This window comes from Acinetobacter wanghuae, assembly GCF_009557235.1.
Taxonomy (GTDB): Bacteria; Pseudomonadota; Gammaproteobacteria; order Pseudomonadales; family Moraxellaceae; genus Acinetobacter; species Acinetobacter wanghuae.
This window is the reverse complement of record NZ_CP045650.1, coordinates 712220-726752: the sequence shown is the minus strand read 5'-3', so window position 1 is coordinate 726752 and position 14533 is coordinate 712220. Positions and strand designations below refer to the sequence as shown.

9 protein-coding genes and 4 pseudogenes are annotated in these 14533 nt (G+C 34.2%); 2 read left to right on the top strand and 11 right to left on the bottom strand.

What is annotated here, in order from left to right; translation table 11 throughout:
* Positions 1-9 precede the first annotated feature (9 nt).
* Complete coding sequence (locus tag GFH30_RS03315) at positions 10-741, top strand: Fic family protein (RefSeq protein ID WP_067728749.1); 732 nt, start codon at positions 10-12, stop codon at positions 739-741.
* 268 nt (positions 742-1009) lie between these two features.
* Here the strand turns inward: GFH30_RS03315 and GFH30_RS13405 are convergent.
* The 6 genes and pseudogenes from GFH30_RS13405 to GFH30_RS03285 all read right to left on the bottom strand — a co-directional run.
* Positions 1010-1333, bottom strand: a pseudogene (locus tag GFH30_RS13405) (FKBP-type peptidyl-prolyl cis-trans isomerase); the annotation flags it as partial.
* 804 nt (positions 1334-2137) lie between these two features.
* A pseudogene (locus tag GFH30_RS13400) lies at positions 2138-2479 on the bottom strand (DUF805 domain-containing protein); the annotation flags it as partial.
* Between the two features lie 7 nt (positions 2480-2486).
* Complete coding sequence (locus GFH30_RS03300) at positions 2487-4232, bottom strand: LeoA/HP0731 family dynamin-like GTPase (protein ID WP_153370886.1); 1746 nt, start codon at positions 4230-4232, stop codon at positions 2487-2489.
* On the bottom strand, positions 4219-6189 hold the full coding sequence (locus GFH30_RS03295; RefSeq protein WP_153370885.1) for a GYF domain-containing protein: 1971 nt from the start codon (positions 6187-6189) through the stop codon (positions 4219-4221). Before GFH30_RS03295 ends, GFH30_RS03300 begins: the two co-directional genes overlap by 14 nt.
* A 10-nt stretch (positions 6190-6199) precedes the next feature.
* A complete protein-coding gene (locus GFH30_RS03290; RefSeq protein ID WP_153370884.1) occupies positions 6200-6742 on the bottom strand; it encodes a kinetochore Spc7 family protein in 543 nt (180 codons plus the stop codon).
* Positions 6743-7049: 307 nt separating this feature from the next.
* On the bottom strand, positions 7050-9926 hold the full coding sequence (locus GFH30_RS03285; protein WP_153370883.1) for a type I restriction endonuclease subunit R: 2877 nt from the start codon (positions 9924-9926) through the stop codon (positions 7050-7052).
* Positions 9927-10423: 497 nt separating this feature from the next.
* On the opposite strand from GFH30_RS03285, the gene GFH30_RS13395 reads away from it, so the two are divergent.
* Complete coding sequence (locus GFH30_RS13395; RefSeq protein WP_227551554.1) at positions 10424-10594, top strand: hypothetical protein; 171 nt, start codon at positions 10424-10426, stop codon at positions 10592-10594.
* A gap of 28 nt (positions 10595-10622) precedes the next feature.
* Here the strand turns inward: GFH30_RS13395 and GFH30_RS03275 are convergent, their stop codons facing one another.
* The 5 genes and pseudogenes from GFH30_RS03275 to GFH30_RS13520 form a co-directional block, all read right to left on the bottom strand.
* Positions 10623-11339 carry a hypothetical protein gene (locus GFH30_RS03275; protein WP_153370882.1) on the bottom strand — a complete coding sequence of 239 codons (717 nt, stop codon included), beginning with the start codon at positions 11337-11339 and terminating at the stop codon, positions 10623-10625.
* Positions 11340-11368: 29 nt separating this feature from the next.
* The gene (locus tag GFH30_RS03270) at positions 11369-12466 is read right to left on the bottom strand and encodes a PD-(D/E)XK nuclease family protein (RefSeq protein WP_153370881.1); all 1098 of its coding nucleotides are present in this window, start codon (positions 12464-12466) and stop codon (positions 11369-11371) included.
* A 25-nt stretch (positions 12467-12491) separates the two neighbouring features.
* On the bottom strand, positions 12492-13346 hold the full coding sequence (locus GFH30_RS03265) for an HNH endonuclease (RefSeq protein WP_153370880.1): 855 nt from the start codon (positions 13344-13346) through the stop codon (positions 12492-12494).
* Positions 13347-13355: 9 nt separating this feature from the next.
* Positions 13356-14087 (bottom strand): annotated as a pseudogene (locus GFH30_RS13525) (restriction endonuclease subunit S); the annotation flags it as partial.
* A pseudogene (locus GFH30_RS13520) lies at positions 14082-14513 on the bottom strand (restriction endonuclease subunit S); the annotation flags it as partial. The pseudogenes GFH30_RS13520 and GFH30_RS13525, both read right to left, overlap by 6 nt.
* Positions 14514-14533: the final 20 nt, after the last annotated feature.

Sequence of the window (14533 nt, the reverse complement as noted above, 5' to 3'; positions counted from 1 at the left end):
GATAAGATCATGTTTGAAAGTATTGATGATTTGAAAACAAAGTTAGATCAGCATCGCCCTCTTTCACCTGCAATTGTAAAAAATCTACAAGAAGACCTTATTCTACGTTGGACATATCACTCAAATGCGATCGAAGGCAATACACTTACCTTACTTGAAACAAAAGTTGTCCTAGAAGGTATCACTGTCGGTGGCAAAGCATTACGAGAACATTTTGAGGCGGTCAACCATAGAAATGCTATCTACTATGTTGAAGATATTATTCGAAAAGAAGAACCTTTCTCTGAATGGCAGATTCGAAATATTCACCAACTCATTCTAAAAAATATTGATGATGAAAATGCAGGTCGCTATCGTCAACAAAATGTTTTAATTTCAGGTGCTACAACTACGCCACCAGACTATACGCTGCTAAATGACAAGATGGCCCAGTTAATCAATTGGTATAACACGGAAGCACATAAGCTTCATCCTATAGAACGTGCTGCTAAAGTACATGCGGATTTTGTAGGTATCCATCCATTCATTGATGGCAATGGACGTACATCACGTCTATTAATGAATCTCGAATTACTTAAAGCGGGTTATCCACCATGTGTTATCACTGTTGAAAATCGCTTGGCCTACTATGAAGCTTTAGATCAATGGATGGCTTATGGCAAAACTGATGCTTTTATTCAATTGGTTTCCGAAGCTGTATTAGCAGGGTTTAAACCGTATCAGGTTGTATTAGCTATTTAGTAAAGCTTGTACCTTAGCTTGATGGCTAGCATCTCAACTGAAAATTGCATCTAGAATCATCTGCAAAATAAACTCAATAAAAAGTGCTGAATCTGAATTATCCAATTAGTTTCTGGATACTGTTTAGAAGGATTTAAGATATAGCAGACCGTTCGAAATTTTTAAAATTAAAGGGAGTATTAATATTCCATAATATTCCCTTTAATACTTTACTAAATAAAAAAATCTATAATTATCTAAAGTTCAATTTAATTATAAACTTTAAGTATTATTTAACTTCAATCAGTTCTACTTCGAAAGTTAATTCGCTATTTGGTGGGATCGTACCTGGTACTCCTTGTTTACCATATGCTAAATGAGATGGAATATATAAAGTAGCTTTACCCCCTTCTTTCATTAACTGAAGACCTTCTGTCCACCCTGGAATAACTTGATTAAGAGGGAATTCTATATATTGACCACGTTGATATGAGCTATCAAACACTGTGCCATCAATCAATTTACCCTCGTAATGTACAACTACAATAGAATCCTCTGTAGGCATCCTACCTGAACCTTCTACAATTGACTCATATCCTAATCCAGAACCCGTAACTATTTTATTTGCTTCATTATTAGTGTCCAAAGATGTACAGATATTTTTCTCTGCGATCTCCTTTAACTCTTGTTTATAGCTATTAGGGTAATAAATATCATGAATTTTACATTGTCCGTTAATACATTGGATATCAAAATCTCTGATAATATTTTCATCATCAGCTTTAAAAAGGGCACGAACGAGACCGTTACTTAATAAGGAAATATGAATATCATTAATATTTAAAGTTATATCTCCATTCCCAGGAACTAAAACACGACCAACCCAATCACACATTTCTCCTTGATTTCTATCGGAGATAGCATCACGCTGATTGAACAGTTCACGTAACTCTAAAGAGGAATTCTCCTCTATGACATGATATGAATTCTCTGAAATTTCTTTTATATAGAGTTTTTTAACAAAACTTATTTTTTCTTCCTCTAAGTCTATTTCACTTTCAGCATTAGACCACTGTAATACACCATCTAAACTATAATGCTCAATTATACCATTCGCTTTAGTCACAATATAATAAGCCTCTACATCATCTGTAGCTTCGACTTTTTGATATATGTCACCCGGCTCTAATATAAATGGTAAATCGTTTTCTGTTGTATTCACTTCTTTTGTAGATATCTGAGAAGTATTAGTTAAACCTGCTATGACCAAGCTTGGAATAGGTAATATCATGATTAAAGATAAAATAATTTTACTTATAGGATTATCTAATGGTGGTGGTGGCGGTGGTAAGCCATTCGACTTATTTATCGACAATCTGGAATTTTCATATTCGATTGCATTATAACCATATTTATTTTCACCTTTCTTTTCTCTAGTCAAACCAATAGCAATTAAAGGAACAATTAGAATTAATGCTGGTATTGACCACCATCCTGAAAAATTAAAATCATGTAATCGCTTAATGGTTAAGATAAATAATCCATAATATGCGAGTATGTATAAGCCTAACCCTAAAAATCCAAGGCTAGCATCGTTAATTACTCCCAACCCTTGCAGTATTATCAAAACAAAAAATAAACCAATAACTCCACAACAGCCTGTAAAGAATGACTTCCAAAAAAGACTACGGCTAATTCGCCCCTTAGCTGAGAAATAAAGCGTAAAAAAATTCTGCTTAAAAAGTTTGTTTGATAACATCACAACCTCATACTGCTTTTTCAAACTGAGCTGAGATTAGTTGACTAGAACCAATTTTCTTAAAATCTTCGGAGATCTTAATTAGTTTGGCTTTACGTATCTGTAAATCTTCAAGATCTTGTTTTTGTTGGTCAAGAAGTTGCTGAAAAACACCTAATTGAGGAGCAAAATTAGCAATTGCATCTTTATCATTACTTAACAAGTCGTATACCGTTTTAAAATGTTCCATTACTAGAGAGTTAATTTGGTTTTTAGCTTCATTGAACTCTTGTTCAACTTTCTGTTTTTGATATTGCTCATGAATTTGTGAAAATATTGAAATACCTATTCCAATTGGCCCAGCCCATTTTCCAATATTGGTAGCTAAATTTACTGCTCCCCAAGGTTTAAATTTCAAAGATAAACCAGTCATACTACTGAGAAGATCCCGGGCAGTAAAAACAGTTGTTTTAATAGTATTTACAGGCATTTTACCGAGTTGCTTTAATGCAAAGCTAGAAGAGCTAAAAGCAGCTTTAGATAATGAGTTTGCGTATTGTTCAGATTGATATAACTGATGCTCAACCTTAATAGTCAAATCCTGAAGAATACCAGCAGCGTAATTAAAATGTTTTTGGCAAACTAATTCAATATTCTGTCTAAGTTTATAGCCCACATCATTATTTGAATAACCAATTTCCCCATCAACAAAGATTTTTAAATCTTCAGGTGTTAATACATAAATAGCTCCCAATAAACTTTTTTCACTCAATTGTAAGTCTGTGACCAAATCAAACTTGGCATCTATAAAAGCTCTTCTAGCCTTAGCTAAATCATTTGTTATTACTTGAATTTCTTGATATGTATTACTTATATACGCATCGATAGAGGAATATTGTGATTGTGCCATTGTTAAATTTTGTACTAATATATCCTTAACAACATCTATTCCTGTCTTATTAATTAAATCTTTCTTAGTATTATTAGTAAGAATCTGATTAGTTAATTTTTTTAGATTACCTATTCTTGAACGTTTTTCATAAACATCTCTTTTTTCAAGCCAAAAATCTAAACCTCGCCCATTTGGATTTGATGCCAAACACACAATATTTATTGCTTCACATTCAGCAGCAGTAAGATCAACAAAACGTTTCAATTTTTCTAGTAGATTATCTTTTTTGATAGCAGCATGATGAGCAAATTCATCTTCATCTCTCAAATCTGCAACCTCATCCATTTTATTGATCACAAATACAGTGGAGGATAATTTATTTAGATCTCTCAAGACCCATTTAACAGTATCTTTATGACTCTCTTTTAGAGGATTCACCGCATCAACTACATAAAAAATTAGATGAGCTTCGGAAATATACTTTCGTGTGATATCACTATATTGAATTAGATTTCCGTTCCCATCTAATTGTTGCTTATCACCAAACAATCCTGGCGTATCAACAATTTCACATTTTTCAGGTAAATGATTTGGTTTATAAATTGCTAACTCATTAGAAGACTCATCACTGTCGATCTTCATGTCATCCATCACATGGCCCAGCCAACCTGCAATTACACTCGTTTTTCCATCAGAAAATGCACCTAGCAATGCAATTCTAAGCGTATCATCCCTTACGCTAGATATAGAGTTTTCAATTTTATTTAATACATCAGTTGAATCAATTCCAACATCCTCTAGCTGCTCTACTAATTTTTTTAACTGGCTAAGTTGATAGATCACATCATCTTTTTGGATATTGTATTGTTTAAATTGTTCCATAACCCTTCCCCTTAATTTGATTACTTAAATTCGATAGTTTATTTATTTGTTCATTCAAAATACGTTCAATATCACACATTTTTTCATATTCAATGTAGATTTTTTTAATAATGTTGACATCCACATAATCTCTAACGGAACTTGTCGTTTCACTCAGTGTATCTCGCAACTTGGATTTAAATCCCGATTGTTCATTTTCAACATTTCCCCTAAATTTACTTTGTGCTTTATTAATTTTTGATTTTTCACTACGAAAGAAATCTAGGCCGGCTTTAATTAATCCAAGCAATCCACCTAGTAGTCCACCAACTATATTTCCTATTACGGGGAATACTGTTCCAATACTTGCACCTAATGCCGCCATGCTACCAATTTCAATTAAGCCTTTTCCTATGGTTTTTACATCAAACGTGGATGCACTTGAAAACTTTATTGATAAATCTTGATCTTGAGAATATTCCAATTCACTATTAATTTGAACTTGTTCAATACTTCGCCCAATTCTCTGTATTATCTCTTGTAGATTATCTTGAAAATACTGACTTTCTTCTGTCTTAATTTTCTCTAATTCTTTGAAAAGATTGTGAGTTGCATAATCTACTATATCTTCAATATTTGAAGATATTTGTTCTTGGTTACCAAAGTATTTTTCAATTATCAAACATCCTTCATCTGCAATATTAATAAAAGCCGAACTCACTGCATTATTAGATTTATTCGATAACTTACTTTCAAAATCGTTTAAAGCTCGATTAATTGAATCTCGACCAACGTCAAGCTCCTTCTTAATCTTTGTTTGCAATTTCAGATGATCGTTTAGTTGTTCTTGAATAACAGCTTTAATTTGTTCTATTTTTCTAACGATTTTATTTTTATTACTTTCAATAATATCCTCTTCAAACGTAGAAAATTTTGAAATTATTTTTTGCTCTAACTCATCTATTTGACTAAATTCTTTCATTTTTTCTAATGAAGGAAAGTCACGCATAAATGACTTTTGTGTTGCAATTAAATCTTTACGACTAGATGAAATTGTAGTTTCTTCTTCACTCTGATCGTAAGCTAATGAAGAGAATGCCATTAAGCCCTGAACACACGTACCTCCGTCTATCAAATCGGCTCCTACAGCTTGATTTAATACAATTAAAGTCTGATTGTAAACATCATCCATTTCTTTATGGCTATGTTTTAATGAAACTAGTTCATCTATTTCTGAATCATATTTATCGGCTTTACCACGCAAATTACAAACTGCATATATTTTTGCATATTGATTCAGATAACTTTTGATTTTACGAGCAGTAAGTTCTTCAGGCTTCTTATTAGTCCCGTTTACATAAATTACTAAATGAGCTTTTTCTACTGCTTCTTTTACAAACTGCTCATACCGTCCTTCATTTCCTTCAATACCAGGAACATCAATCAACTGGAATGTTTTATTTTGATAAGTAAACTCATAAGGAACGTTATCCTTGGTAAAGTCAGCTTCACCAGTACCTATAATCAACCCATCTGGTTTATTTGGTGATAATCGAAAACTTTCTAACCTCTTTTGTAAAGCTAAACTTTCAGCGATTTGCTGTGTCAAACTTGTTACATTCTGTTTATGATTTTCAGATATCCAATTCACGCGATATGGAGCTGTATAATCGATATTATTTAATTCTTGCTTTTCCACAATTTTAGAATTGCTTAATTTAGAACTATTTAAATCACTTTCTTTAGTTACTGATTCAATTTGAACCTGTTGTTCTATAATCTTTAATTCTTGATTCTGAATTGATGGGCGTACATCTTTAAATCTTTTCCAGTCTTCAAAACCTTCTTTCCAAACATAACTGCGATTTGTAAGAATTTTTCTTTGATATAACTCTAATAATTGTTGTGAATTAAAATTACCTAAAGTTTCATGTTTTTTATCTAAATAGAACCATCTATCATTATTCAGATTTGTCATCTTATTTCTCCTAAATCACTGCCTGATAGATCAGTGTTAGGATGATTCCCAAGAATATCCCAGCTGCAGCAAATATCTTATTATTAAATGAAGAATTACTTTCTTTTTTGATTAAGGTAATTTGTCTTTCAATATTTCGTATTTCATTCGTATAATTTTGCAGACTTGTATTCAAGTCTGCAATTAAAGCACCCGAATTTTCAGAAAACGTTTTTTCCAACTCATCTAATGAAGCTTGACCATTTTCAATGTGTTTTTGGCGTTCTTTTTCTTTAAAAATAATCCTCAAGGACTCAATGATCGTACTTTTTCCAGCATTTGTCTCCCCAAAAAAGGCAATAGTAAATTTTTCCCATTCTGAGTTCTTTTCTAGACTATCAATCTCTTTATTGAAGCTTTGACTAATTTCACTTAATTTATCTTTGATTTGTAAGATATGTTTCTGCTCCTCCTCACTTGATAAAGATATTGAACTAATATCATTGATTGCATGATTCACACTATCTTTTACTTCGTTATATAGGCTAACAATTTCTTGCTTTGCAATTGACATCAATGCCCCCAGTGTCATTTAAAAAAATATAATTTTAATTTTCATAGATTATTGTAATTATATAATAAACTTTAATGATTACATTATCGAAGAATAGTCTTGGTGAACCAAAAATACATCTTGACTTAAGACAACTTACTTTTTTCTTTTAATAAATGAATTTAGGGAATTGATGTATTAGAAGCCAATGGCGATGGCGTCAATTGAACTAAATACCTAAATAATTGAAATATATAAATATTAATTTACTTAAAAAAGCCAATGTACAAACCAGTGTACAAATCAATCTTCCCTAAGCTCCTTTAATTCAAAGCCCCGTATAAAAAGTCTGAATAAACTTTCTTGTCTTATCCCACAGTTGGTTAAAGACATTTTCACGTTCAAACAGCTTCACTTTAAAGTTTGGCAAGTCTTTAAGTTCTTCTTTTCTCGGTAAACGCTTAGTGAACTCATAATTATCCAAAACTGTTTTCATTACTTCAGGCTTTAGATTTTCTTGTTCACACAAATGCTGGTATGCCTGTTCCTTCTGCACATCCCAATACTCTGCAAAGGCATCTTTGACACTTTGCCCATTGAGCATTTTTGGCATGTTTTCCTCGATGAACTTATTAATCAGTTCTTGCTTGTCATGTAGAGTTACGTCCCCACCAATAAGATCATGGATTTGAGCTTTATACTTCTGACGTTTTTCATCCGTATCAGCATTGACCATCATCTGGAGCAGATTCAGGATATAGCCCACATTGATACGATCACTGTGCAATAAATCAAGTTGGAAATCGACATCATCTAATACAGAGACTTTTTCTTTTTTGGTGGTCTTTCTCACCTCACGGCATAGATCACTATACTTGGATGCAAAATTTGCAAAATGCTGTTTATCTAACGCCGTAACATCTTGGTCATAATCCACAAAAGTCTGTAGCTGAGCGTTGTAACGCATTACCTCACGGAATGCCTTAATAAACTCTAATTGAGCTTCTTCTGTGATCAGCGTATCAACCGACTTATAGTCTGGTGTCAAAGCCAATAGCTTAGCGACAGCATTCTCATAATCATTTTTGATTTCATCAAAGCTCGGCACAAGGACAATTTTCTTGGCATCTTTATTTGAAAAAAGTGCCAATGCTTCATCCGTTGCTCGTTTTAGATTACGGAAACACACGATATTGCCAAAAGGTTTCTTATCATTGAATACTCGATTGGTACGTGAAAAAGCCTGAATCAGCCCATGGTATTTAAGGTTCTTGTCTACATACAGCGTATTCAACGGTTTTGAGTCAAAGCCTGTTAAGAACATATTAACTACAAGCAAAATATCAATCTGCTTTTTCTTCACTCGGTCAGCAATATCACGGTAATACGCATAGAAACGATCACCAGAGTTAAAGTTTGTGCCAAAATGCTCATTGTACTGACTGATATAGCGATCTAGCTTGTCTCTGCTCGATTGATTCACCTGTGATGGGATATCAGCACTCTCTTCATCAATCAGCCCATTCTGCCCCTCTACAGGTACAGCTTCATTGGCTGAATATGAAAAGATCGTTGCAATGGTTAAAGGCTTAAATAATCGACCTTGCTCTTCATCCTCAATTTTCTTTTCAGCTTGGACTTTTTCAAATAACTCATAGTATTGAGTCAAAGTATCTACGGAGCTGACACAGAACATTGCCGTAAATTCACGATCTTTGGTTTTCTTGTCGTGTGTATTCACGATATAACGAGCAATCATTTCCAAGCGTTGAGGATTGTCATACAGCTCTTTGGTATCAATACCTTCTACATCTTCATCGTATTGATCATTGGTCTGCATACCTTTCGCCGTGTACTTGCCACGATAATCAATCTGGAACTGCAACACGTTACGGTCACGAATCGCATCAACAATCACATACTTATGTAGGCACTCATTAAACAAGTAGTCTGTTGTGAGTTTTAAGCCTGCTTTCGATAAGCTATTTTCTTCAAAGATTGGTGTTCCTGTGAAGCCAAACATCTGAGCATTTTTAAAGAATTTTTTAATGTTCTGATGGGTTTCACCAAACTGACTACGATGGCATTCATCAAAAATAAAAACGACTTTTTTCTCTTTCAGGTAATCAATATATTCCAAGTAGCGGTCTGTACTAATTGCCTTATTCAGCTTTTGAATCGTAGTCACAATGAGCTTATCGTGACGCTGATCGAGCTGATTCACTAAGGTAGAGGTATTATCGGTGCTATCTACACTTTCGGCTTTAAAGGCATTAAATTCTCTTGCGGTTTGCGTGTCTAAATCATTACGGTCTACGACAAATAGAACTTTCTCGACATCAGGCATCTGCATGATGATTTGACTGGCTTTAAATGAAGTCAGCGTTTTACCTGAACCAGTCGTATGCCAAATATAGCCATTCTGCTTGGTATTTCTAACCTGCTCTACAATCTTCTCTACGGCGTAAATTTGATATGGACGTAAAACCATGAGTTCTTTTGAAGTCTCATGGATCACCATAAACTGTGTCAGCATTTTGGTGAGATGCTGTTTATTTAGAAATACGTCAGCAAAGTCGACCACTTCATTGATATGTTGGTTCTTGATATCCGCCCATGGGAAGGTGAAATCAATGTGTTTTGTGCCATTCGAATAGTAGCGAGTATTTGCGCCGTTGCTGATGATAAAAAGCTGAATAAAGCGGAATAAGCCCTGTCCTGCCCAATAGGCTTCTCTGGTATATCTTTGAGTCTGATTAAATGCTTCAGCAATCTCCATGCCTCGCTTTTTCAGCTCGATTTGTACGACTGGCAAGCCATTGACCAAGAGCGTGACATCAAAGCGACTGGTACGACCATTATGGTCACGATGGTCTACAGTAATTTGATTGGTGACTTGATAACTGTTCTTATTTGGATCATCCGATAAGAAATAAATATGCTTGCTTGTGCCATCATCAAATTTAATAGGAAATTGATCACGAAGCTTTTTAGCACGTTCAAATACTGTGCCGTTATTTAGGAAGCTAATGACTTGTTTCCACTCAGTGTCAGAAAGTGGTGAGAGTCTATTCGCTTTTTCAAGTTGGGATTTGAGATTAGCCAATAGCTGAACTTCATCCTTAATAATGACTCTGCTAAACCCTAAGCTTTCTAGTTGTGCTATGAGTTCATTTTCAAGTTGTTGTTCACTTTGTGCTGTCATTTAACCCTCAAATCTTATATAAAATACTTGTATAATTAATAATTTATGAAAAGATTATATCTTTAATTTTTTTTGTATAAAAGTTGAATAACACTTAAGTATAAAAGTATTTTTAGGGGAATCTCATGGATGGATACAACATCTATAATATAGGTCTATTCATAGGCTTTAGCATTATCATCATTGGTATTTTTTTGGGAGCAGGCAAAAACCGTACTATCATTGTATTCAAAGATTATGATGATCTGGGACTCACTTTTCTTATTCCTACTTCTTTTTTCGGTATTATTTTTATTTTCCACATGTTTGGCGGAAGCCCTAAGTTCAGCCTACCACTTGCTTCCATTGTATCTTTTATTCTGTTCTGTTCTGCATCATGGTTAGAAATAGTTATATCGATAATGATCGTGTCATTTGGAAATTACTCATGGCATTAGTAACCAAATTACCATTAGCCTTTTTATGGGTAATTAACCTTATCTCACTTATCAAGCCAAGTGGTCAAACTGCAAAACAACGACGTGAAAGTCGTGCAAACGCACTTCTTATTTTTAGCTATTATCACGCCCATTATTGGGCTTCTAGTTGCGGATAAATCTGGTGAATTATTTAATCCAAAACAATGGATTAAAGGCAAGCGTGTTGGAAATATTCGAAACCATATGTAAAAAAATCCCTGCTTAAGCAGGGATTTTTTTAGTAATCGTTTAAGTTACTGATATCAACCAATGGTGGCTCGGGTGAATACATTCCATTCGCAAATAATCCGAGAATCCATTTAGTGATAAAGAAGATAATAATTGCTGCAAGCCCTGACAAACCAAATATATAGTTACCTGCTTCATAGAACACAAAGTTACTGTAGTCTTTAAACAATTGAGCTGCTCCGACTTTATAGTCATTACATAAAAATTCAAATACTAAAGCCCAAGCAACAAAGCCTAGAATCCCTCCTAAGCCTTTTGCTGCCCATCCATGAAACTCTTTCCATCTACTTTGTGGTAAATACTCTAAATATTCTTTAGTCTCTTTCAGGCTTTGCCATTCAGGAACAATATCATCTAAACGATCCTGTACCTGCTTACCCACTTTACTTTTACGACTGAAGTTACCATTTGCATTAATTGAAACTCTATTTCGTCTTGCTAGGCTGTGCAATTCTTCAATTTCGTCATCATAAACAATCCAGCTTTCATAGCTTCTCAAGAACTGTTGTTTCTCTTCTTCATCAAGCCAGAAGTCTGAATAGTTTTTATTTATTTTTTGATATTTGAAATAGAACTTCAAAATGAAGAACAATCCATATAACAGTATAAATATTGGTGAAACGGAAACAACAAATAGCACAAGGATAAAACCAAAATATAAAATTGCTGCACCACCAGATTGATCATTCTTTTTACGCCGTGCCATATCTTCCCCTCAATATTTATCTATTTAATTTATCGTAAAGTCTTTTCTATCTGATCTAGTAACCTTGCTTTTTCAAGTATTAACTTTTCAATTGCTTCAAAAGTTGGTTCAGGTGAATCCCAATAAATACATAACCAACGTTCAGCTCCACCCTTATATTTTTCTATTTTCCAATTTCTTAAACGTGAATCTTCATGACAGTTTAAGATTTGAAACGCCTCTTCTTGTAACTCTTCAGATAAATTTAAAATATAGGTTGTTACCCCAAAAATTGTTTCACCTTTATGTTCGCGAATATGCAAAGTTGTATTTGTTAAATTGCCCCATGCATGATTATAAAAACGGATGCCACCCCATGACTCATATTTGGTAAAAGAGGCATAATTGTCGATCATTAGATTCAATTGCTGGCTAATTTTTTCAACAACTTCTTTAATCGTATTGGTCTTGAGCTTCTGTAATTCTTGAATCTCTTGGTAATGATCAAAAATAAATTGGACACGGTTCATATCTAAGTTCTGTATTTTGTAATAGCTTTCAAGATGAAGTAAGAATTCACGAGCAAATAGGTTCCATTTATTCATGGGTTGACTGAGCATCTGCTCCGCCAAATATGGACGTACCGCATTTACCAATTGTTGATAAGAAATACCATACCAATTAAGAGCTTCACTTTTACCCGAAATGCTCAGAATCAGCCCTAAAATCTCTTTCCCTTTTGTACGAGTCTTTGCATATTTGACATAGTCATCAAAGGGATTGTTTTGGTGATGATAGATCTTCGCTTCAACAAGCAATAGATGCGAGTCAGTTTCGAGCATCAGATCTATACGATTACCGCTATGCGTTACACATTCACGCTCTAATCGTTCAATTTGACCCATTGAAACGTCTGTATCCTGCTTTAGTTCAGCCTGAACGACATCGGCAAAGCCTTTCCAAAAGACATCTCCCAACTCGTGAGATTCTTGCGGATTTAAGAAGAACTCTAATAGCTCAGTCGTTGGATTTTCATAATGATTACGGATCGCCGTGTCAAAGAAAGTCTTTTCACGAGGCTGTTGCTTAAATTTTTTAGCAGACTCAAGTAGTGCTTCAAAATACTTCAATTTATTTTCTAACAGCATAGCTCTTACCCAAATTTCGAGGTTTTCATTCTTCAAAAGTTTGTCTAAGTGGGTTATTAAGAGAATATTTGTAAAAAACTTTTAATTTCTCTATCGTCATTGGAATACCATCTACAGTTTTATGGAGCATGGCATGACAATTTGGGCAAACAGGTCGTAAATCCTTTTGCGGATTTACTTCATACTCTTTAGCGATAGTATGTAACGGCTCGATGTGATGCACATGGATAAAATCTTTAGCAAATGCACCATAGGTATGTTCAAAGCTCATGCCACAGACATAGCAACGAGTCCCATAAAGCGCAATACATTCAGCTCTCGCTTTAGAGCATCTTTCATAACCATTTACAGTGACGGTTATTTTTTTGCCTTCAAGAAATTTGGGACTATTCACACCTGCTTCATCAGGATAGTTGGTCTCTCCAACATTCCTAAACTGCTCAGCAATATAACTAAGCAATTTTTTATGTGCTTCAACCTTATCTAGAGATTTACCTTTCACAAATTTGGTTGTTTTGTGCGACTGCAAGGTATCTTTTGCGGTGATTAGACCTTGTTCGGCTAAATATCGTCTAGAAAGTGAGGCTTTCTCAACTTTTTCAATTGGTTGAATTAGAAAGTAATCACCTTTATATGCCTCTAATTCTTTTTGATCTAACCAATATTCTCTATCTTTTTCTGGCAAGTCAGAGTGACCTATAAAACCAATAACTTGATATTGATATTGGATTTTTCCTATTGGTTCTGTCACATATAAAAATAGAATATCATTAATTTGGAATTCAAAATCGTATTTTGCCCAACATATTTGATGTGCATCATGATAAGCACGATCTATATCATAAATATCAGGATTAACAGGAAACAGCCATTCAGACATAAGATCCCTCTACACAAACATCTGCTGTAACAAGCCTTTTTTCCACTGTTTCGCTTGTTCTATTTGCTGTGCCACGACTTCAATTTTTTGGTCAATGGCAGATAGGAAATTGGCGATTTTGGCTTGTTCTTCTAGGCAAGGTACTTTAAAAATATAACCAGAATATTCCTCTGCATTAATGCCCGGTTGCCCTGATCTCATTGAGTTCGTAACTACCCATTTATCAAATTCTGATGTCAGTGTTTGAGCAAATATAAAATAAGGATTTACTAAATCTAACTTCAGTGAAAACTTTATTAAGAATCCTGCAAAATAAGCAAGTCCATCATCTACGCTGTAAAGATAACTCTTCCCAACACTTGCTCCAGTCCTAGCAAAAAGTAAATCACCATAACCTAATTTATATTTTTCTCCTAACTCAGCATTAGGAGATGTCAGATTATCCCTTTTTAATTTATGAGATATTTCACAAATATCGGTAATTCTCAGGTACTTATTTAATCCGTCATATTCGGTAGCTGACGCATTCATTCCATACATAGCTTTTTCTGATAATTCTGAGAGAGGCTTATCTTCCCACTCCCCAAACTCCCTACCATCATCCGATTTAAAACGAATCTGCTGACTAAACAGCTTTTGCATCATCCCCTGTTTATATTGGCTCAGCAGTTCATGTTTTTGAGTCAGTTGGCTAATCTTTTCATCCATAGCGGAAAGAAAAGAAGCGATTTTGATTTGTTCCTTTACTATTGGAATCGAGATACTAAGCTTTCTCTGAGTAGTAATGGGAACTTGATTTCGAGTCGATTGGCTCATAATGCCAAAATATTGCTGTACAAAAAAATCAGATTCAAAGTAATTTTTTAAATAATAATTATTCAAAAAACTACCATTGCAACGATAATAAGTAGCTGTTGTACTAAGTACAACAAAATCCAATTCCGTTTTTAAAATAGCAACAGGACCAACCGTGGCATTGTGTGCAAATAGGACATCACCATTTTTCGCAATACCCTTTTTAAATAATTTCGCTCGTTCTAAAGGGAGTCTTTTACATTTAGAAAAATCTAATGTTCCTGAACTAAAATCAGTTGCACTCACATATGGTATGCCACATGAACTAAATTCTTCGGATTTAGGATAAAGTTCTCCATGATTACCATCCATTTGATCAAGAATAAATTTCT